Source organism: Acidimicrobiales bacterium (assembly GCA_035547835.1).
GTDB lineage: Bacteria > Actinomycetota > Acidimicrobiia > Acidimicrobiales > Iamiaceae > DASZTW01.
Genome location: DASZTW010000017.1, coordinates 264,166 through 285,349, shown reverse-complemented (window position 1 = coordinate 285,349; position 21,184 = coordinate 264,166). Strand labels below are relative to the sequence as shown.

Sequence of the window (21,184 nt, the reverse complement as noted above, 5' to 3'; positions counted from 1 at the left end):
GTGACGGAGGTGGGTGATGGCAGGACGGTCGTTTCGTGGAGCGGGGTTCGTGAAGTGGAACGCCGGGAAGCGGTTGAGTGGGGCGTTTGCGCTGAAGCGACGGATCCAGGCGCTGCTCGGCGACGCCGACGCCACCAGCGACTGGTCAGACGGCGACAAGGCGGCTGAGGTTGTTCGGCAGATCCCACCCGCTGAAGTGGTGGATCACCTCAGGGGCCGCGCCGTGGTGCCCGCGGTAGGTTCCACGGCGATGAAGCGGGCACTCGTGATCCTCTGTCTTGCGGTGGCTGTGGCCGGATGCAGTTCGAGTGGCGGCAAGGCCGGAAACACGACGGCGTCTTCGAGCACGGCGGCCTCGAGCGATAGCTCGGGCTCGAGCCTCTCCGATCGCCTTCTTCGCCTCAGCGACATGCCGACCGGCTGGGTGGAGGACACCGCCCCGACAGCGAGCTCCTGTGTGAACGATGGGCTGAAGGGCATCGCGGGGCGCGAAGCCAAGGCATACGTATCGTTCGGTGACCCCAGCGGTTTCCCGACGATGAGCGAGGATGTCTCTCGTTACACCAATCCCTCGGGAGCCATGGCCGACATCAAGGCCCTCATGGCCAAGTGCACGTCATTCACGACGAAGGCCGATGGCGCCTCGGCCAAGTGGACGATCAAGCCGGCATCGTTTCCCACCATCGGCGACGAGTCCGCGGCCTTCTCCGCGACCATCGACATCGAGCAGGATGGAGAACAGCTCACCGCCGGCGGCTACGTCGTGGTTACGCAGCGAGACGGGCTCACGGCCACGGTGTTCAGCGTGGACTACACGCCCGATGCCGACCAGGCTCAGGACTTCGCCACCAAGGCAGCGCAACGCATGGCTGGCTAGTGCCGGCGCCATTCCGCGACCAGCTCGAAGCGGCCGTCGATGCGTTGACGTGCGTCGAGGCTTGCCGAGCCGAGGACGTGCGTGAGGCGGTGGGCAGGCCGTTGGTCGAGGAGAGATGAGGGCACGTCGTGGCTGACAGCGAGCTGACCGACCGGGAGATCGAGGCTGCGCTCTCGGCGCGGCCCGCCACGTGGTGGGAAGAGTTGTTCGCGGCATTCGACGAGCTCGAGCCAGCCGACCCGGACGTGGCTTGGGAAGGCGGCGGGCCGTCGAACCGTGCGGACGCGGACGGGAACGAGACGCAGGTGCTCTCGTTTCCGTGGCCGGCGTACAGCCCGCGCGTCGACGCGGTGATCCGCCTCCTCGGCGACCTGGTCTGCGACTACCCGTTCGACTGGATGGCGTGGGCGGATCGACACGGCCGCCGCGACACCGGTGCCGTGGCACCCGGGTCGGTGGCTGACGCGGCGCGCACGCTGACCACGCTCGTTCGCGGCGAGCGCTTCTGTGACGGGACGATCGCCAATGCGCTGGCCGATGGCACGCTGGCCGCCGTGATCGAGCGTCTCCGCCAGTGGCGGGCGACGGAGGCGTAGTACGACTGGCTCGCCGGTTGTTCCGTCAGGGCAGCGGGTCGGGCGGGTCCGGCACGGTGCCGCCGCTGAGCTCAGCGATGGCGGTGAGAAGGGCGTCGATGTAGGCGCGGCTCCTGCCCTTGGGCTCGCCATCGAAGTGCCGGTAGCGGCGCTGCTCGAAGAATAGGAATGATCGCAACAGACTCAGGTCGTCGGGAAGCGCACCGGTCTCGCGCCAGGCTTTCGCGGCACCATTCGCCGCATCTCCCAACGTTCCGGGCTTCGGTAGCGGTCGTAAGCATTCCATGAAAGCGCAAAGCGGGTCAGCTCGTGCCACGGGGTGCCAGCGGGCGGCACAGGGATGCCTCCGGTGCTGTCGTTCGCCCTGCTCTCGGTCACGTTCACAGCTTTGCCTGTGCTTGCCGGCGCTGCACACACTGCGCGCCACGCTCGGCCACCCGCTGCGATTCAAGCGCGACCGCCTCGCAGCTGTGCCAAGGGCAGCGATAGGGGCGGATCGATACGGCCGCATCGCTCGGCGGTCGCGCCGCTGAGCTGGCCTGCTTGACCTGGGTCAGACTCACGCGCTTGCGATCACCTCGGGGTTCGGGAGGGCTGCTGTCAGCCCCGGACGACTCCTGCTCCGCCGCGCGGTCTCAAGATCTTGCACCACTGTCCGATGCGCGACACGAAGAGTGTGGCTGTCAGGCGGATGGCACATGGTGAAGGAGCGGTGCGACCTTGGTGGCGGCGCAAAGGTGGGCGAGCTTGACGGCGCAGGTCGTGCCCTGGCGATTGGTGCCAGGGCAGCTGATTACGCGCCGCAAGGTGCACGACCGATACGGCGGCGCGCCAGGCGGCCGCATCGCGCCGTCGGGTCAGACCGCGAACATCCTCCTGTTCTCTGATCCTGAGGCCGTCCCGGCCGGGTGTCCGGATCACTGGCACGGTCTCGAGTTTCACTACACCGGGCTGGGCGACCTCGGCAATCAGGAGATGTACGGCCACAACGCGGCGGTGCGAGATCACCGGGCTGACGGGCGCGCACTGCGGTTGTTCTGGGGGCTTCGCGGTGAGGTGCAGTACGCCGGCGAGTTCGAGATGCCCCATCGGAGCGCCTGGTACAAGGCCACTGCGACAGACCCGGGTACGGGCAGCGAGCGACAGGTCATCGTGTTCCGGCTCCTGCCGACGGGAGCCATCGAGCCGAGCTCGAGCGCGGGACCTCGCCGGTTGGTTGCTCCGCGCTCGCCAACCCTCGTGACTCCGTACCGCTTTGAGCCGAGCCCGCTCGTCGATGCCGGCCCGTCCGGTGCGGGCCGGGCTCTGGCCGACACCGTGTCGTTCCGCGACGAGGTAGCGGCTGCCGTGAGGGCTGCTGGTTCGAGTCCGCTCTCCTCCGGCCCAGGCGACCCCGACTTCGACCTCGCTTGGCAGCGCGGCGACGGGTGGGTCGTTGCCGAGGTCAAGTCGTTCGAGCAAGCCGATGAGGACCATGAGCTTGCCCTCGGCCTTGGCCAAGCGCTTGATCACCAAGACACGCTCATTCGGGCTGGGTTCCCCGCGTCGCCGGCGCTCGTGGTCGGCCGCGAGCCGACCGATGAACGTTGGGAGTCGGTCTGCAGGCAGAGCGGCGTGAGGTTGGTGTGGCCGGGTGAGCTCGATCGCCTCTTCGTGTGACGCGTCTGGTGGCCGTGTCGACAAGTGGAGACGTTGCAGCGCCTGATCGAGGTGTCGTGCCTACACTCGCTTCGGCTCAACGGCGGGGTTCGGTGGCCGATGGAACCTGATGGGGTCTTGGGCGGAGGCTGAGATGGATGAGATGGCGGCGTTCACGGCGATGAAGGCGCCCACTTCGGTGGTCGACTTGCGGCTGTTGCAGACGCGGATCGCGACGCATCTCGACGTGCTCGATGAGCAGAGCTTCGATCACGAGTTCTTGGAGCTGGATCTGGCTCGCTCGATTGCGGCCCTCTACAGCACGCTTCTCGAGGGCTCGGAGCAGCTGGACCCGGCTCAGCGCGCCACGCTGCGGGCCGGGATCGAGTACTTCATCTTGACGGACGACGACGAGAACGACGTGCAGAGCCCGATCGGGATGGAGGACGACGCCCGGGTGGCCAACGAGGTGTGCAGGCAGCTCGGTCGGCCAGACCTGGTGATCTCCATCCCGTAGGCGGGGCCTCAGAGCAGGGGTGCGAGGAACTCGCTGGGTGCGCCGGACCAGCTGATTCGCAGGTCGTCGCGAGCACGGGTGCAGGCGACGTAGAGCAGGCTGCGCTCTTGTTTTAGGTCGTTGGCGTGCTCTGTTGGGTCGACTGCCTCGGGGGTCAGGGCGTAGGGAGAGGGGACCTGCCCTTCGCTCGCGTCGACGATGGCGACGCATCGGAACTCGTGGCCCTTCATCTGGTGCATCGTGGCTACGGCGATCCGATCGGGCGGGATCTCCTTGTCGCGTTCGCGCACCACGGCCGCGATCCCGGCCCCTTCGAGTGCCTGCACGGCCACCGTGCAGCGGTCGCGGGTACGGGCAGCGATACCGATCTCGCCAGGAGCGACGCCGGCGTCGAGCCATGCCTGCACCGCGCCGGCCATGGCCGCGAGCTCCTGGGCAGTCGAGGGATACCCCTCGACCGTCGGGGCCGCGCCGTGCATCTGTGACCGGTAGCCCTCGAGCGTGTCGGTGGAGTCGTCCATGTCATCGAAGGCTTCCCCGCGCAGGAGGCCGAGTGACCAGCGCAGGATCTCGTGCGTAGTCCGGTAGTTGATCCGGAGCCGACGCGACCGCCCGCGCACGTTGATGCCCACCCGCGAGAGGGTGACCCGGTTGTCGTAGATGCGCTGGTGCGTGTCGCCCACGATGAACATGTCGTTCTTGGTGTCGACCGCCACGGCGGCGCGCAGCATGCGCCACTGCGCGGGGTGGAGGTCTTGCGCCTCGTCCACCAGCACGTGGTCGTACGGCTTCACCGATCTGGCTTGGAGCGCGCTGGCGGCAGCGTCAGCGAGTTGGAGGTGCGTCCGTCGCGAGGAGCCCACGAGGCGGTTCGTGAAGTCCTCAACGCACCGCCACACCTGGATCCGTTGGCGCCGCGTGAGCCGCACGCCCCGACCGGGCCGGGCTGCGGTCAAGTAGGTGTCTCGGTCGGCGAGGCCCTGGCCGAGCACCACGTGGCGCCACTCTTGGTCGAGGAACGTGGGTGTGAACGGGGTGCCGTTCTCGTCGACAACGTCGCGCCACAGCTCGCGGACCTCGTCGTCGGTTGCGAGGCGGGGCGCTCGGCCTTCAGCTTCACGCACGATCTGTGCGGCGAGGCGGTCGACGTTGATGACGTCGACCCGATTTGCGAGTGCTGGCCCCCCAAGCAGCCGTAGTTGTTCCTCGATGGCGGCGGTGAGGCTCCGGGTGAAGGTCGTGAACAAGATGCGGTGCTCATCGGGGGAGCCCAGCTCGGCGAGGGCGCGGGCACGGTGCAGCGCAACGGTCGTCTTGCCGGTTCCGGCGCCTCCGGTGACGCGTACGGGGCCGTTGTACTCCCGGCGGTAGGCCAAGCGCCGTTGGTCGGGATGGAGGAACACCCGCCACGCCGCGAACGGCTGGTCCAACACTTCTTGCAGCTCTTCGAGGTCGGCGGTGACGAAGAAACCGGCTCGTGTGACGGGCCGTTCCAGCGCGGCATCGAGGTCGTCGGTGTCGACGGCGCCTGGGTCTTCGTCGGCCACCAGCTCGGCCCAGATCTCCTCAACGGTTGCACCCGTGGCGAGGCCGGTGAGGGCGATCTCCTGGCCTGGTGTGAGCAGTGTGGCCAGTGCGTCGAGCTGAGCGTCGTCGCTGATGGTGCGAATCAGCGGGATGAGCTCGGCGGGGATGCCAAGCTGCTGGAAGTCTTTGTCCGAGCGCCCCACGAACAACGTGGCCGGTGTTGTGGACTCACCTACTACCTCAGCGCCGAGCTCCTGGATCGCGACCAGGTCCTGGACTTCGAGCGCACCCGTTGCCTCGTTCACGCGAAACGTGTTGCGGCTCACCCAGTTGTCGGCTTTGTCGTGAGTGAGCACGCGGACGAGCGTGAAGGTGTCGCCCTGGTCGGGCGCCATCACGATCCCGCGGTATTGCTGGTCGATGCGGATGGTGCGAACGCGAGGGTCTTTGGGGTTTTCGAGCTTCTCGAGGTGGAGCCCGGCGTGTTGGTGTGCTTGGAACTTGGCGAACACGTCGCGGACCTTGGCTCGCTGCGGCTTGGGCAGGTCGCCGAAGTCGCTGAGGCCCTCGCTGGAGATGACCAACTTGGGCATCAGCTGCGCTCCTCGATGCACGACCTGAGCTCATCGGCCGTCCACGCGTTGGCGGGCCGCGCTTCCCAATCGTGAGCAGTCAGCCACGCGGTGAGGGCGGCATCGTCGTGCGCCCCCGCCGCAAGCACCGCGACGCGCTGCGCTGGCCACGCAACCTCCAGCAGCCACCCGTCGGTGCCGCCCGGTTCGTAGCCCGCCTCCGGGATTGGCCCCCCGACCGCGAGAACTTGCTCGACCAGCGCGCGCGCTGCATGGTCGACGATCAGGTCGAGCTCCTCGCGGGCGGCGTCGCCAGGTCCGTCGGGCGACGCCTCGGACTCTGTTAGCACCGGCGTGAACGGCGACAACACCACATCGAAGTCGTCGATGTCGATCGAGTCGGCCTCGCTCACCGCGGTGAACCAGGCCTGGCGATCCCGGCGGAGGAACTGCAGCACATTTGCCAATTGCAGCCACGCGCCCCATCGCGCTGGATGTTCCGGTTCACGCAGCGCTTCGGGGCGGTCGTCAATCGTCGCGACGACGGTCCAGCGTTGCGCAGCCTGGCCACCCACCTCGGCCCGAGCATCAAGGATTGCCGTCACCGGGAGGCCTTCTGCAATCTGCGCGGCCGCCGTCACCAAGCCTTCGCCAGCGGTCGACGGGGAGGGCTGGAGGTGAAGTGCAGCGCGCAACACCGCAGCACACTCGGCCTGGGCAGCGGCTTGTTGGGACCCTTGCCGGGCGAGGCCGGCACTCACCGATGCGGCAAGTTGTTCCCAGGACTCCATGTCGGGCTTGGCGAGGAACTCGATCAGAAGCCGCATCGGGTTGTGGTCCGCTGCGGCCACGTCAAGTGTTCCGTCGCCGAGCTGGTGGTGGACGTCCTGTGCGGTGCGGCGACCGTCTCGTGTGAGGAGCCGTTTATCGGGCGGTGGGGATGTGACCGCGGCTTCTGTCGCCTCGTGGAATGCGAGCACGTCGCGCCAGGTCAGGCTCCACACGAGGTGCCCGGCGGCTCGTACGCCTCGGCGCTTGATGGCGTCGCCGGCGAGCACGCAGTTCTCGGGTGAGGCGTGGTACTGGAAGCCGTCGAGGTAGACGGCGACTGCCGGCGACACGTCGTCTTGGCGAACGATGAGGTAGTCCGGTCGTGTCGGAGGGTCGGTGTCGAGATCGCATTGCTCTTCGATGAGCCACCGGCAGGTGTCGTCGGCCGTGGTGAGCCGCAGCTCGAGTGCTTCGCGGCCGCCGGGTCGTGGTTTGGACGTGATGGTGGCCTCGATCGGATCACCGGTGCTGGTCTTGGCTGCCCACGCTTTGAAGGCGACTTTGAACCGTCGCTCCAGTTCGGACTCTTCGAGCCCGCCGATCTTGATCTCGGCGACGCTGGCCACGCGGTCGAACTCCCAAGGCTCGAGGAGCTCATCGAGCAGCTCGAGCGCCAGCGTTCGTGAAACCCGCCCGATCTCGCGGGGCGCCACGCCCGCGAGCAGACAACGGTGGCAGGCGAGCTTGCCCTCGTCGCGGCACGGGCACCGCGAGATCGCCTCGCGGGCTGTGCGCAGGATGTGCGCGAGGCGGTCTGGGTCGGCCAGCCGGGCCAAGTAGCCGGTGCCGCCCGGCACGGTGTCATGCAGCACGAGGAAGCGGCGCCGACCGGGTCCGCCAGAGCCTGGGTGGTCGGCCGTGATGATCTGGAGGTGCTCCGGTTCGCCCCCGAAGTCGAGCCGCAAGCCCAGAAGCAGCGCGCCTTTGAAGCTGGCGAGGCGCTCGTCGACCTCGAACGTCGAGACAGGCAGGAGCAAGCGCACCGCCTCGGTGCGCATCTCGTGGATGAGCACGGGATGATCCCAGGCTTCGGTGCGCGCCCCTGAACGCACTTGGCACCACCCGCGATGCTCGATCTCGCCTTTGCGGCGAGCGCCGTAGACGGCTCCGCAATAGCGACAGGTGCGAAAGCGCGGCGCGGTTGCTTCCTGACCGGCGATCATCGTCCGCTCGCCGTTCCAGGTGGACGGCCCCAGGTTGAGGGTGCGGATCGTGGCGGCTCGGGCCATCTCCATCCCGAAGGTCACATGCTTGTGCTCGTGTGCTTCCACGACGTCGACTGGGTCCACGTCGACTGACTGCACGATGTTGTAGGAGACCCGTTCGCGATCGTCGGTTTCGTCGTAGACCCGCGCCCGTTCCTCCGAGTCGGAGCAATACGAACGACGGAACCGCAGCAGTTGGTGGGCCGCGCCGGCGTCGGCGATAGCCGTCGTGCCGCAGCGCGGGCACTCGCTCCAGGTGCTCCGGCTGTTCTCGTCGGCACCAAAGCCGCACTCGGGGCAGAGGCGCCATCGCTCGTAGAGCAGCTCGATCGACGTGCCGATGTCGAGCGCGTCGATCAGCAGCTTGTGGCCGCGCACGTAGAAGCTGTTCGCGGGCGCGAACTCACTGAGGGCGATGCTCGCCGGTCGTTGGTACTGGTAGTTGTCGACTTGGAAGCCGCCGGTCTCGTCGTAGGACCACAGCGACGCTTCGAGCTCCGTGGCATCGTCGATCAGCTCGTAGTTCGGCAGCAGTCCGAGGCGTTCGAGCGCGCTGAGTGAGTACTCCTGGCGGTCGCGCCGCATCATGTCGATGACCGCTCGGCGTTCTCCCTTGAGGCGCTTGAGGTCTCCTTCTTGGTCGTCGTCTCGGTGCTTGAGCTCTTCGAGCTTGTCGATGCCGGCTTTCAGTCGGTCGCGTCGCCGGCCGAGATCCGCGAGCCGCTCGTTCCAGTCCTCGGCGGCGGTCTTCGCGGCGAGCTCGATGCCGCCGTCGGCGAAGCGTCGGACTGCGTCGGCGCTCTCGGGGCTCACCTCGTCGCCGAACTGCGCCAGGAACGATTCGACGTGGGCAGGGTCGGTGGTGCTCGAGTCGAGCACTGCTCGGAGCCAGCCTCCGGGGTCGAGGCCGGTGCGCATGAGGTCGCCGATCCGATTCGACAGGGGAGGGGCGGGCACCGATCCGGTCGCGGTCCGGTCGATCAGGAAGGCGAGGTACTGACGGCAGAGGATCTCGACGGCGTCGAGGTAGCAGCTCGGGGGCCGCACTTCGCCCGCGATCATCTGCTCGGGGTCGGCGAGGTAGTAGAGCGCCCGCGGTTCGGTGGGCATGACAGCGGCCACGAACGAGTTGCCGGTGAGCCGTCCCGCGCGGCCGACCCGCTGGATGTACGAGGCGGGCGAGCGCGGCACCGAAGTGAGCATCACAGCGGATAGGTCACCGATGTCGATGCCGAGCTCCATGGTGGGCGTGCAGGTGAGCACGTTGGGCGCGTCGGGGTCAGTGCCGGCCTTGAAGGCGCTCTCGATTCGCTCGCGGTCGGGGCGGTCGAGCAGGCCGGTGTGCTCGTCGGTGACCACGCGCCGCATCGCCCCGGAGCGGTAGAGGGTGCGGTAGAAGTTCGAGGGCTCGGGTGGCGCGGCGGTATAGCGACCGGGGCAGCGGTATCTCAGGCAGGGCGTGCCTTCCCAGTGCACGAGCTGGTCGGGCGCGACGGCATGGTGGCCCACGCACACTGGGCATCGCACCATGGCCTCCTCGGCGAGGTCGTCGTCGATGCTCGTGACGACGATGAGGTGTGGGTCGAGGCCGTAGAGGGTGTGGTGACCGGCGGTGGTTCGTGCGTCGAGCACGCCCTCGGCGGCGAGGAGCTCGTACGCGCGGAGGTTCAGGTCACGTCCCTCTTGGGGCGTCACGCCGAGGCAGCGGATCGCCCAGTCGACTGCCCACGAGGGCGTCGAGCCCAGCGCGGTGATCGAGTCGAACGACGCGCCCTTGCTCCCGGCAGTGGCGGGCCCAGTGGTTGCGAATGCGGGCCGGCTCACGCCTTGGGGGAAGGCGAGCATGCCGTCGGGTCGGCCGCCCCAGATACGCCACACGTTGCCGTCGTCGTTCACATAGGGCTTGAGCCACGGGTGGAAGATCGCGCCACGTAGGCGAAGGCGCTCTACCAGGCCGCGCACGTACACCTCGTAGCCGGGCACGGTATCGGCGAGCACTTGGTTGCCCGTGAGGTGCTGGTGGGCTTCGGCCACCAGGTCGGCAAGCTCGGTGAGGTGCTGCAGGTCGACTCGGGCGGCCACGACGCGGGTGAGCTCGAGGGTGCGGCCCATTGTCGAGCGCAGCCCGAGCTCCAGGTCCGCTTCGAGGCTGAGCCGCTGTTCGAGCACGTCGCGACCGGCGGCGATCGGGGCATCGGTCCACAGGGTGCGCACGGTGGGGTGTCGCAGCAGGTCGGGTGGGGTGAGCGCATGGATGGCCGCGGGATCATCGCCGGCTTCGGCGAGCACTTCCCCGCCGAGGTCGTGCAGCGGGAGCTGGCCGTGCTGTTGCACGATCTCGGCCAGCCGAGTGCGGAAGTTGAAGCGGTAGGTCCGCCCGGCGAAGAAGGCTGCGCGGTGCGACGCGTCTTGCACCGAGTCGGTGAACGCCAGGAGCTTGCGCTCCTCCTGGTAGACGAGGTTCGAGCCGAACAGTTGCGTGATGCACACCGACGCAAGGCTGGCCACCCGCGACCCGAGGAATCGGATCCCTTCGGCCTGCCCGCACGACGGGCACTCCGAACGGCGGGCCTGGTCGTCGCCTGGGGTGACGAGCACAGGGATGGTCGTCTCGGTGGCGGTCCCAACGAGGGTCTGCCGCTGCGGGTCGAGGTGCCGCACATCGGGTTCGTCCTCGGTGGCGCGGACCAGGGCCCGGTTCCTGGCTGGGCTCTGCATCGACTGGGTGTAGGCCTGGCCTGCCTCGAAGCGGATGCCCCCGTCGAACTCGGAGTGCACAGCCATCCAGCCGGCTCGGCCGCAGTGGCGGCAGTAGATCGACGGCAGCTCAGGCGCCGGGTCGGCGTCGTCTTCGGGGACCGCGCTGTCAGACCACCGGAACCGGGGCGACGGGCTGACGGAGCGAAGCAGGCGGGATACTTCTCGCACCCAGAGCTGCACCTCGATGCTGAACAGCGGCCGCTGGTCTCCTGAAGGGGCGGCGCGGCGAGCGACGGCCAGCAAGGCGAGGTAGCGCGACAGGGCTTCGCCGACGGCCGCTGGATCACGTTGCAATGCCGCGCCCCAGTTCGGTGCTCGGGTCACCACCGACTCCACGGCTTCAGCCCATGACTTGCTCTGCTCACCGACAGCGCTCAACACGGCTCGTGTCAACGTGTGCGACAACAGCTTGGAGCCGAGCGTCACTGGGTCGAGTGGTGCACTCTCGCCGGTGAACCCCATCGCGAGTGCGTCGAGGTCGTCGTCGGCGACCTCGAGGATGTCGGCCACATCGGGGATCGGCAGCTCGTAGTCGGTGATGCCGCACGCTTCCTCGGCTGTCTGTCGTTGCTCACCGATAAGCGCGTCGCCGGTGAACGGTGTGCCGAAGACGCGCTCGGCGAACTCGCGGAGCGCATCGCCGGCAGCGTGCCCCGAGCCGAGCGTGGCCGAGGTGGCCACAGGGGTGATGGAACCGAGGGGCCGTCCAGGCTCGGCGTGGCCGGTGGTGACGCCGAGGCGCCGCAGCAGCATCGCCACGTCGGTTCCCTGTGCGCCGTCGTAGGTGTGGAACTCGTCGAGCACGATGTAGCGCAGGGCGCCGGCGGGGTTCGACACCCACAAGTCGCGGTCTTCGCGGCGGAGCAACAAGAAGTCGAGCATCTTGTAGTTGGTCAACAAGATGTCGGGCGGGTTTGCCCGCAGCGTGTTGCGATCGTCGACGAGGTGATCGGGGCCGAGCGTGGTGTGCCGGCCGCCTTCGCTGCCGATGTAGATGCCAGCGGTGAGCCCGACCAACCCCGGGTCGTTGCGCAGCAGTTCGGCGAGACGGCGCGCTTGGTCGGTGGCCAGCGCGTTCATCGGGTACAGCAGCAGCGCTTTCACGCCTTGTTCGCCGTGGGCGTGGGCTCGCACGCAGTGGTCGAGGATCGGATACAGGAACGACTCGGTCTTACCCGACCCGGTTCCGGTCGTGACGATCGTGGGCTGCGGGGCGTGGTCGAGCGACGACAGCCGTTCGAAGGCGCGTGCCTGGTGGATGTAGGGAGCGAACCCGTCGGGGAGCCAATCGATCGGCGGCTCCCAGTCGGTGCCTACTGATCGAAATGGTGTGCGTACCCGGAGGTAGGGGCCGCGGAAGATGCCGTCGGTCTCGTCACTCAGGAACTCGGTGAGCGCCCGACGGGTCTCGTCGTCGCTGAGCGCGAAGGTCGTCGACAGGTACTCGACGACCGCAGCGCGCACCTCATCGGCGACGAGCGACGGGATCATGAGCTCGCTGCCGCCGATCCGCCGCCGTAGCGCCGTTGGAACACCTCGTAGGCCTGCGTCATCTCCTTCTCGCGGTCGGGACGCGTGAACGGTGGCTCGTACGGCGCAACATCAACATCGTCGCCCGCGATGAACGCCTGCACCCGCTCGTAGTCGCCCTTCTGCTGGTTGACACCGGCCGTCTGGTGATCTTTGGCGATCTTGCGACCCTGCGCGTCGAACACCATTCCGTACTCGTACTTGCGCAGCACCGCGAACTGCGTGCGATACATCGCGCAGAGCTGTTCGGCCGTCAGGCCCAGCATCAGCGCAGCCAGGGCGTCGATCTCCACCAGCGCCATCCGTCGGTCGTAGTCTGTTCGCAACGGCGTGGCCATCGTCCAGCGTGGCCCCACGTCGCCGAGCGGGGGCCGCATGGACGTTGGGTCTGTCCAGGCGTCGTCGTTCCAGGTCGGGTCGTAGAGCTCCTCCCAAAGCGGTGCGTAGTCGGCCGTGAGGCAGTTGAGTCGCAGGGTTCGCGAGGCAAGAGCCGCGTCGTAGGCCGAGCGGTTGGGCAGCGGAACACGCTTCAGCTGGTGCTCCGCGACGTGTCCCGCGCCCGACGCCTTAAACAGGTAGTCGATCGGGATGCTGCTCATCAGGCCGGCAAATCGGACGAGCGATGCCTGATCATCGAAACCGTATGTCAAGCACGCATGGATGTGCAGTGGACCAGGGGCAAGCACAGCACCCTGCACGGATCGCTCGAGCCCGGGTTGCGTCATCTCACGGTGCACGTGCCGCCAATAGTCAGTGGACGGGCGGCCGTTCCAGTGGTCGATGCGGGACTCGTAGGTGTCGCGGTCGCAGGTTCGCTGGTAGTTGGTGCGGGGGATCACCCGTTCAGGAAGCGTCTCGAGGTCCCAGGCGCTGTAGTCCTGGTTGTGCTTGCAGTGCTCGTTCGGCTGCTTGGCGAACGGCGTGGCCACCGTGAAGTGGGGACCCTGCAGGATCACCTCATCCCAGGAGTCCGGGATCTTCGTCTCCCAGATGATCGTCCCGTCGGTCTTGGCATTCGTCTCGTTGAATCCCGGCGTCCAGTGGTACTTGTGATCGGCGAGACGGGTGGGTTGGTTGGCGAGCACGACCAACGCTTCGAGGTCGGCGGTCGTCACCGGCCGCAGCAGCCGGGCTTCGTCCGCCGGAGTCCCCGGTTCGTCGAACAACAGCGCCCACGACGCCAACACCGGCTCGTCCACGGTGACCACGCGCGCCCGATGCGGCCGAAGATCCCAGCCCCCCGAGGGGTATTGGATCCCCGGAACCTCGCCGGACCCATCGTGCTCGAGCGACCCATCCACCATGTCGGGCGACTGCAGGTATGACATCTGAAGGAACTCTGCATGCTGCTGTGGCCCATAGATGTGGACGCCAAAGATCGTCTTGTGATTGATGTCATCAAAGAGGAACAGCCCGTTCAAGAATTGCCAGTGCCGCCGCAGCCGGTGGTAGGCGCCTCGGCGAAGGGGCCCGCCCTTTGGGTCGGTGAAGTGGCTCTCGGGATGGAGCAGACCGGAAACCCCCGCCGCTGACGCGTGCCGCCAGACCGTGTCCATGAACACCATGTAGAGATTCGTGCGGATGCCGGAGAGCACCGGCCGTTCAACTGCCGAACCAAGGTTCGCTGTGAGGCCCGCGCTGTCCCCTACCTCTCGCAGGTAGACGCCCTCGGCTGGCCCATCCGAGAGCACGTCAGCGCGCCGCTCACGGCGCCGCGCCTCCGGGGCTTTGTCGGTCAACCCGAACCAGGGGTCGAACTCGGCAAGCGTGATGTCGTCCTTCCAATCAAGCCGGACCCACGGCGGGTTGCCGACCTGGAGATCGAAGCCACCTCGCTCGAAGACCGGCGCGAACTCGAGCTCCCAGTGGAAGAAGCCTTCGCGCTCCGCGATCACTTGCGCCTCGAGCAGCCAGGGATGGCTGGCCAACACATCGGGGATCGGGCGGCTGCCGAACTCGAGGGTGAGCTGGCGGTCGCGTTGCAGCATCGCTTCGAAATCGTCGAAGAGGTTGAGCTGGCCTGGCGGCTTGTGTGCGTCATCGACGCCGAGGATGGCCTCGATCGTGTCGAGCCACTCGCTGAAACTTGGCGGCACGGGCCGCTCGGCCCCGTCGCGCCCGACGATGGGCCAGAACCACAGCGCGCACCAGGCGTTCATCACGAGCCGGAGTCGCCCAAGCGCGGATTCGGGGTCCTGCAGGAGGGTCTCCAGCGCGGCGCGACTCAGCGGCGAGCTGGAGGCACTTTGGGTTGCACCCCAGATCTGGATCGGTCGGCGCAGGTCGGCTTCGGCTCGTTCGAGAACCTGCTGTGCGCGTCCCCAGAGGTCCTCCGCGCGGCGGGCCAGGGCCACGAGCCGGTCGGCGTCGCGCTTGCTCGGTGGATTGGTGACGGCTTTGCGCCAGTCGCGCAGGGCTTTGGCATCGTCGGAGCGGAGCTCCTTGGCTTCCTTCGCGTCGCCGACTGCGGCCCAGCCGTGGGCGGGCAGCAAGAAGTGGTGGATCTCGCCGTCGGCTAACGGCTCTGCGCCGAGCGGGCGTGGCGTCGGCGGGCGCTTCAACCACTCGCTCTTGGCGAGCTGCGCTCGCTGGTACACGGCGCGGCGGCCGCCGATCAGCGAGTTGCCGCGCCGCAGGTGCAGGCCGAACCACGGTGCCTGGAGGCCTGGGTGCATGGCGTTGAGCCACAGCGACACCTCTGCCAGCTCCACTGCCGTGGCGTTGAGGTCAACCCCGTAGCACTGGTGGAGCGCGAGGTGGGCCTTCACCTTCTGCAGCTCGGCGGTGTACTGGTCGGGGTCGATCAGCTCGGCGAGCTCATCTTGGCGGCGCCGCAGGTATTCGGCCGCGAGCTGGTTGATGGCCTCGTTCACGAACGCACCCGAGCCAAGCGCGGGCTCGCACACTGTGAGGCCGAGGATCCGCTCCGCCGGCGTGGTCTCTCCGTCCTGGTCGAGCAGCTCGGCAAGGGAGTGCTTCACCACACATTGCGTGAGCACTTCAGGCGTGTAGTAACTCGCGCTGCGCTGCCGGTCGCGGCCCGAGAGCCGGAACACGAACGACCCCTTGGGATGGCGCACGCGAGTTTGCCGGCCCGTCTGCGGGTCGTCGCGCCGTACGAACACGTCGTCGTCATACGCGTCGGCCTGTGCGACAGGCACCATCCACGTGCCCTTGTCGGGGTCGCCGCCCTTGGCCACTTCGTACAGGTCTTCATCGGCGAAGAACCCGGAGTAGGCCATCAGGCCCTCGTACACCGCGCCGAGCTGGTTGATGCCGAGCTGCGCGTACGACACGAACCCGCGCTCGCGGCCCTTGCGCTCCTTCGACAACAACAACAACGCCAACACCTGCTGGAGGCAGTCGTTGCGCAGGCGCACGCCGTCGAGCAGCGGCGTGGCCGCCGGATCGAACAACGTGGAGTGCAATGGCTCGAAGCGCAGCCCTTCGGTTTCGGACATCTCGCCGGGAAGGTCGGTGAGCATCGCCTGCTCCGCGTGCACTGCGTGGTAGCCGTCGTTCACCAGTCGGAACAGCAGGTTCAGCGACTCGTGGAGGTGGCTGCCGTTGCGTGCCTTGTCGCTGGTGAGCTTGGTGAGCGCCAGCTCGCGGAGGCGGTCGAGCCCATAGCCCTGCACGTACTCGGGGTGATCGAGCGGCAAGATGCCGAGCTCGGGCCGGGTCTCCGCGTACAGCAGGAACAGCAGTCGGTACAGGAACCGCAGCGACTCGCGGGTGAGGTCGGTCGCCAGGTGGGGCACGTTGTACACGGCTCGGTTGGCCGCAAGCCGCTGTTGGATGACCTCATTGGCGAGCAGCTCGATCGACTGGCGAATGCCGTCGCGCAAGTCCTTCGACACGCCAACGGCGTGCTTCTGCGAGGAGCTCACCAGCCCGTCGAGCACCGAGGTGCCATCGACTGGCACCAGCGCGTCGGCAGAGAACAATGCGGCCACCGTCTCCAGTTCGCCTTTCGCCTTGGTGTCGTGACGGCTGAGCGCGAGGTCGAGGTCGACGGCCAGGAACCGCCCTTCGCCCCACTTCGCCCGGTCGGCGAGCACCACCACGACGCCGGCGAGCAACAGCACGTAGCGCGGTGGCTCGTCCACAGCGAAGAGCGCGGCCACCACGTCGCTGACCGGCAACGTCGACAAGCGGTCTTTGCGGAGCACCTTGCCGTCGCTCAGCACCGGGCTCAACACGCGGCCTGCCGCGTCGGGATCGAGTGCGGCGTCGAGCGTGGTGGTGAAGCCGAGATCCAACGCCACGAGCAGCAACCCGGTCGGTGTCGCTTCTGCGTGGGCTACCTCGAACGTGAGTGTTTCGACGCCCCCGCGCACCGGCTCGATCGATTGTCGCTTGGGGCCGAAGCCGAGGGCTTCGAGCACCCGGTCGTGCAGTTCCCGAAGGTTGTCGTCATGCGCGGCTGCGGTTCCTTCGACCACCTGGGTCTTTGCCCGGTAGAACTCCGCGGCGAGCGAGCGCACACGCGTGCGGGCGGTCGACTGGCCGCGGCCCTCCTCGTCGTCCCAACGCTTGCGCAGCCCAGCGAGATCGTTGCCGATCAGCGCGTCGAGGTAGTGATCGGAGAAGAACTCACCTCTGTTCGTGATGCTGTCGAAGATCATGAGCCGCTCGCGATCACCGCGACCACGCGCACCAACGGACCGCCAGCCGTCTCGAGCGACTCGATCAGGGCTTCGGTGCCAGCGGTGATGTCGTCGACCTCTTGCGCGCGGCGGGCGCGGGTGCGTTCAGCCGAGAGGTCACCGATGAGCGCCTTCGACGTCTTGCGCCACGCCGACAAGCGCCGTTGGTGATCGCGGAGACGGGCCGCCACCGAAGCGGTGCGGTCCGCCTTCACGTCGCCCATGTGGCGTCGGCCTGCTTCGACGGCAGCGGGCACAAGCGTTTCGAGCGACGCCAACTGAGCCGCTGGACCTGGGTTCGCCATCGTGGGCCCCACGCCGGCGCTGTCGAGCACCTCCCTGATGGACCGGACGCGCGCGTGGTCCGGCAAGCCGTCGACGGCGAACCACTCCACGACCGTGGCCTGACCGCGACGATTCGAGTACACCCCCTGCACCAAGAACGTCGGCGACTCAACCGCGCCGATCAGCACCGGTGCCTCATTGCGGCCGAGCTCCACCAGCAACTTGTCGGACAACCAGTCCACCAACGGGTGCTGCGACGAGAGGTGCACGACCTCGGGCCACAACGAGTCGGAGCTCTCGCGGGCGAGGCGAAGCGACTCCTCAGCCACCGTCCGGCTCGACGTGACCTTCACGCGCTCGAGCACCTTGCGTTCCTTGAGGTAGCTCTGCGGCAACACCTCCAGTCGCCGGCGCAGATCCTCCGGAGGCACGAACGAGAGCAGCTCGTGCTCGGGCTCACGGTGCACGTCAAGCGACTCGTTCGGGTCCTCGAACACCTCGTGGATCGCTTCGTCGACGAACTCCGCGTCGTTCGCGAACAGGCTGAGGGTGCCCGTCGTTTCCACCGGGTCGGTGGCCGAGTCCCCAGCGATCGCCATCAGCAGGTCGAACTCCGCGGGCGAGTCGGGCACCACCTCATCGATCTCTTCGCCATCGGCGACGGCCTGCGTGATCTTGTCCTCTTCCTCCTTGGCAGAGTGCAGGCCCATCAGCGACCCAGCATCCCCCAAGGCTTTGTGCGCGGCGTGCTCCTTGTCGAGGAGCTTGTCGAGCACGTCGAGGTCGCCGCCGATCTTGTCGTTGGCGGTGCGCAACAGCACCGCTCTGATGTCCGGGTTGTGGCGCTGCCCGTAGCGGTCGATCCGGCCGTTGCGCTGCTCGATGCGGATGAGCGACCACGGAAGGTCGAAGTGGATGAGGTGGTGGCACTCGCGGTGCAAGTTCACGCCCTCCGACGCGATGTCGCCGGTGAGCAGCAGCCGCACCTTGCTGTCGGCAAGCGCGAACTCCTCCACGATGTCTTGCTGGTCGACGTCGGCGAGGCTGCCATGCAGCACGCGAACGGCACCCGCGCTCAACTTGAGCAAGGGCGGCAAGGTGCTGGCCAACCACTCGAGCGTGGCGTGCCGCTCCGAGAAGATGACGGCTCGGGTGGAACTTCCTCGACCGATGCCGATCTCCCGCAGGCACGACGCCAGCGCGGCCAGTTTCGAGGCGGACTCGTCGTCGATGCTGTCGACCAGGCCAGCGAGGCGCTCGAGGGCAACGTCCTCGGCCTCGGCGTCGGGGTCGTCGGGCACCGACGAGGCGAGCGTCTTGCGTCGATTCGCGATCGTCTCGGCAGCGGCATGGTGCGACGACAAGAACGCCTTGAGGAGCGTGTACGGGAACAAGCTGCGGCCCCTGCCCTTGCTGGGCGCGCTGCCAGAGGTTGGGCGGAGCCACACATCAGCCAGCTCGTCGAAGACCGCTTCTTCCGGAGCGGTGGCGTTTGCGTGGACGCCCACCGGGTCGAGCCGATCGGCCCACGCGCTGCCCACCTCTGCCGACACCTCGTTGGAGTGCTTGTGTCGCCGCACGTAGAGATGCTCGATATCTCGCCGTTCGTACGACGAGGGGTCGGCGATCGCAGTGGGATCGAGCATCCGCACCAGCTCCGCGAAAGACTCCGGCTTGCCATTGTGCGGGGTGGCGCTCGTCAGGATCAACGCCTCCGTGCGAGGCGCCAACACCCGTGCGAGCTGGTTGTTCAGCGTGCCCTGGTTGATGAGGCTGTGGCACTCGTCGATCACCACCGCGTCCCAGCGGATCCCCTCGAGGTGATGGCGGTACCGGCCCGTGTTCTTGAGCGTGTCGATCGAGATGATCGCCCGCTTGTAGAACGTGAACGGATTGCGGGTGGCCGGGATCTTCTGGCGCACTCGCTGGATGCCTTCGGAGTCAAGGCGCACCAGCGGGATCGCAAAGCGCGTCCACAACTCGAGCTGGAACTGTTCGAGGATGTGCTGCGGAGTCACCACGAGGATGCGTTCACCACGGCCCCGGTGGATCAGCTCCGACAGCAGCATCCCCACCTCGAGCGTCTTGCCAAGCCCGACCGCATCGGCGATGAGCAGCCGCGGCCGTAGCGCCTCCAGCGCGACCTGCACCGGCCTGCGCTGGTAGTCGAGCTCGTCGAGCAGCTGGCGGTGGCCAACCGCGAGCCGCGACTCGCCCATCGGCAGCGGTGTCTTGCGGAGCAACGCCTCCAAGTACAGGCGGCTCCGTCGGAAGTGGGGGGTGTCGTCGGCAACCAGGCGGGTGTCCTCCGGGCGCAGCGCCTGCACGTCGTCGAGCTCGGTGAAGAACGTTGCTTCCTGGTCGCGCACCAGCTCCGAAGTGCCGATCACGCGCACCATCAGCCCATCGGCGCGCGTCGACTGAACGGCTCGCACCAGCCATTCTTCGTCGCGCACAACCACCTGCGCCCCCGGCGCGATGAGCGACAACGCCGCCTTCCCCGTGGCCATCAACCTCGCCCTTCTCGTGATTCAGTTGAACCGATTGTGAACGTTCAATCGGCGGTGCCCGGCGTGGCGCGCTGACGTTGGCCTTTGCGTCCACACCCACAGGGCGGTCGAGGAGGTGAGGCCGTCACGTCGCAACATAGGCTGCTGACCGAGGCAACTAGCTTCCACCCGATGGGCTGATCGCTTCTTTCTGCGCGGCCGCAAGCGCTCTTAGCTCACCGGCCTCTTGCGACCATGAGCGGAAGAGTGTTCTTGTGTCGACCAGCTGGCGTAGGGAGCGTTCTAGTCGTCTTGCCGGTGGTCTCAAGTCCTTGGACATCGAGGCGATCCTTCCCACCTCCTCTGCCATCTGCTCCGCTGACGCGAGGCCCTCTTCGGCGGAGGCCACCATGCTCTGGAGTGGATCAACAAAAGTGGGTATCGTTTCGGCAATCTGCGTCGGCTCTGATCGCAGTAGCTGCATCAAGAGGGTCATCATAGGACTGATTGTCAGCAGTCGATCTAAGGCAGCGTGAGCCAGAGTCTCGACACTATCTACGGGTTCATCAAGCTCCGATGCAAGACGTCGAAATACTAGTATACGACCGGCAAATCCCTTGCCCTTCTTGTCATTCGCCTCTACGTCCGCAGTCGCTTGCTCAATGCGGTTGCCAATCCCCTCTATCAGCGGCCCAAGCTCCGTAAAGATTTCTGCAAATTGTGTCAAGGCAGTCTCGCCGTCGGCCAAGACATCTGCTAGCCCAGGGCCGGTATCATCGTCTACAGGCAGGTCGTCATTCCGCGCCAATGCCTCTTGTGCTTGCGGTTCGTTCGCTTTTGCCATCAAACTTGCCGGCTTCGAGTCGGCAGTCTTGGCTCGGTCAATAAGCTGTGTCGCGAGGTTCTGGACTGCCTTGCGGTAGTTGCTGGAGTTCGGATCCTCGAGGGCAACCTCTCGGAAGTCTTCCCATTGATATGTACGCATCAGGTCGACCAACTCGTCACCGGAATGTTCTGCAGAATCCATACCCGAGACCGTTACATAGTGGATAGGCATGATGAGCTCAGTCAGCCCTGTTCGCTTCGCCGCCGTCGAATACTTTATTAGCTCTTCCCGACAGCTAGCGCTCTGGAAATATCGAGGTGTCACCACCGGCACGAAGAATGTTGTCTTCACCAGTGCCTCGTCGATCCTGTCCGCCCATTCATCGCCCCAGGCGAGAGAGTCGCTATCGATGAAAATTGAGAAGGCCGAACCGGTCAGCAGTTGAACACGTTTCTCCAGAAAGGTAGCCAAGGCGCGGATTCTGCCACCTTCGGCGTCGTCGTCTTCGTGAACATAGCTCCAGAATGCGGCGAACTCACTCACACTGATCCTCCTTGGAATGGATAGGACTGTGCCGTCGAGCAGCGTCCACCGGTAGCCCAGCGGCCACGGGGCGCGAACAAGTGACACGCCACCACCGAACGATGTTGGAGCCGGCTAGACATGGTCCGAAGATCGTGACCAAGGGTCCACGTGATCGCCTCGCGCAGGTGCAGTCGGCCGAGCGCGTCCGAGGGGACGCTCTTGTCCACGTCAGCGAGATGACCGCCCATGCCCGGACCATACCGGTCCTCGGTGACATCGCGCGGAGCTTACGAAACGTGCCTGGTTCAGAAATGAGCGTGCAGTCTCGGCACTTCGCGGGGTGTCGTTAGTGAATTC

The 21,184-nt window shown here is 66.8% G+C and carries 10 protein-coding genes; 4 read left to right on the top strand and 6 right to left on the bottom strand.

Annotation, left to right across the window (positions count from 1 at the left end; translation table 11 throughout):
* The first annotated feature begins 49 nt into the window (after nucleotides 1–49).
* Both VHA73_13980 and VHA73_13975 read left to right on the top strand, forming a co-directional pair.
* A complete protein-coding gene (locus VHA73_13980; GenBank protein ID HVX19135.1) occupies nucleotides 50–877 on the top strand; it encodes a hypothetical protein in 828 nt (275 codons plus the stop codon).
* A gap of 128 nt (nucleotides 878–1,005) precedes the next feature.
* Complete coding sequence (locus VHA73_13975) at nucleotides 1,006–1,473, top strand: DUF6508 domain-containing protein (GenBank protein ID HVX19134.1); 468 nt, start codon at nucleotides 1,006–1,008, stop codon at nucleotides 1,471–1,473.
* Nucleotides 1,474–1,498: 25 nt separating this feature from the next.
* Here the strand turns inward: VHA73_13975 and VHA73_13970 are convergent, their stop codons facing one another.
* Nucleotides 1,499–1,651 (bottom strand): hypothetical protein, encoded by a 153-nt coding sequence (locus tag VHA73_13970; GenBank protein ID HVX19133.1) that lies wholly within the window; start codon nucleotides 1,649–1,651, stop codon nucleotides 1,499–1,501.
* Between the two features lie 629 nt (nucleotides 1,652–2,280).
* Here VHA73_13970 and VHA73_13965 point away from each other — a divergent pair.
* Entirely contained in the window at nucleotides 2,281–3,132 is an 852-nt protein-coding gene (locus VHA73_13965) for a hypothetical protein (protein HVX19132.1), read from the top strand.
* Between the two features lie 133 nt (nucleotides 3,133–3,265).
* Nucleotides 3,266–3,628 carry a hypothetical protein gene (locus tag VHA73_13960; GenBank protein ID HVX19131.1) on the top strand — a complete coding sequence of 121 codons (363 nt, stop codon included), beginning with the start codon at nucleotides 3,266–3,268 and terminating at the stop codon, nucleotides 3,626–3,628.
* A gap of 8 nt (nucleotides 3,629–3,636) precedes the next feature.
* Here VHA73_13960 and VHA73_13955 read toward each other — a convergent pair whose 3' ends face one another.
* The 5 genes from VHA73_13955 to VHA73_13935 form a co-directional block, all read right to left on the bottom strand.
* A complete protein-coding gene (locus VHA73_13955; GenBank protein ID HVX19130.1) occupies nucleotides 3,637–5,748 on the bottom strand; it encodes a UvrD-helicase domain-containing protein in 2,112 nt (703 codons plus the stop codon).
* Nucleotides 5,748–12,014: a DEAD/DEAH box helicase gene (locus VHA73_13950; GenBank protein HVX19129.1), complete on the bottom strand. Its 6,267-nt coding sequence runs from the start codon at nucleotides 12,012–12,014 to the stop codon at nucleotides 5,748–5,750. The genes VHA73_13955 and VHA73_13950 overlap by 1 nt, the downstream gene beginning before the upstream one ends.
* Nucleotides 12,011–16,681: a hypothetical protein gene (locus VHA73_13945; protein ID HVX19128.1), complete on the bottom strand. Its 4,671-nt coding sequence runs from the start codon at nucleotides 16,679–16,681 to the stop codon at nucleotides 12,011–12,013. Before VHA73_13945 ends, VHA73_13950 begins: the two co-directional genes overlap by 4 nt.
* Nucleotides 16,678–19,497 carry a DEAD/DEAH box helicase gene (locus tag VHA73_13940; GenBank protein HVX19127.1) on the bottom strand — a complete coding sequence of 940 codons (2,820 nt, stop codon included), beginning with the start codon at nucleotides 19,495–19,497 and terminating at the stop codon, nucleotides 16,678–16,680. Before VHA73_13940 ends, VHA73_13945 begins: the two co-directional genes overlap by 4 nt.
* Before the next feature lie 157 nt (nucleotides 19,498–19,654).
* The gene (locus tag VHA73_13935) at nucleotides 19,655–20,845 is read right to left on the bottom strand and encodes a toll/interleukin-1 receptor domain-containing protein (GenBank protein ID HVX19126.1); all 1,191 of its coding nucleotides are present in this window, start codon (nucleotides 20,843–20,845) and stop codon (nucleotides 19,655–19,657) included.
* Between the last annotated feature and the right edge of the window lie 339 nt (nucleotides 20,846–21,184).

Bases quoted from the DNA above. Each gene is read 5' to 3' on its own strand.
- VHA73_13960 (HVX19131.1), top strand. From the start codon at position 3,266: ATGGATGAGATGGCGGCGTTCACGGCGATGAAGGCGCCCACTTCGGTG.
- VHA73_13955 (HVX19130.1), bottom strand. From the start codon at position 5,748: ATGCCCAAGTTGGTCATCTCCAGCGAGGGCCTCAGCGACTTCGGCGAC.
- VHA73_13950 (HVX19129.1), bottom strand. From the start codon at position 12,014: ATGATCCCGTCGCTCGTCGCCGATGAGGTGCGCGCTGCGGTCGTCGAG.
- VHA73_13945 (HVX19128.1), bottom strand. From the start codon at position 16,681: ATGATCTTCGACAGCATCACGAACAGAGGTGAGTTCTTCTCCGATCAC.
- VHA73_13940 (HVX19127.1), bottom strand. From the start codon at position 19,497: ATGGCCACGGGGAAGGCGGCGTTGTCGCTCATCGCGCCGGGGGCGCAG.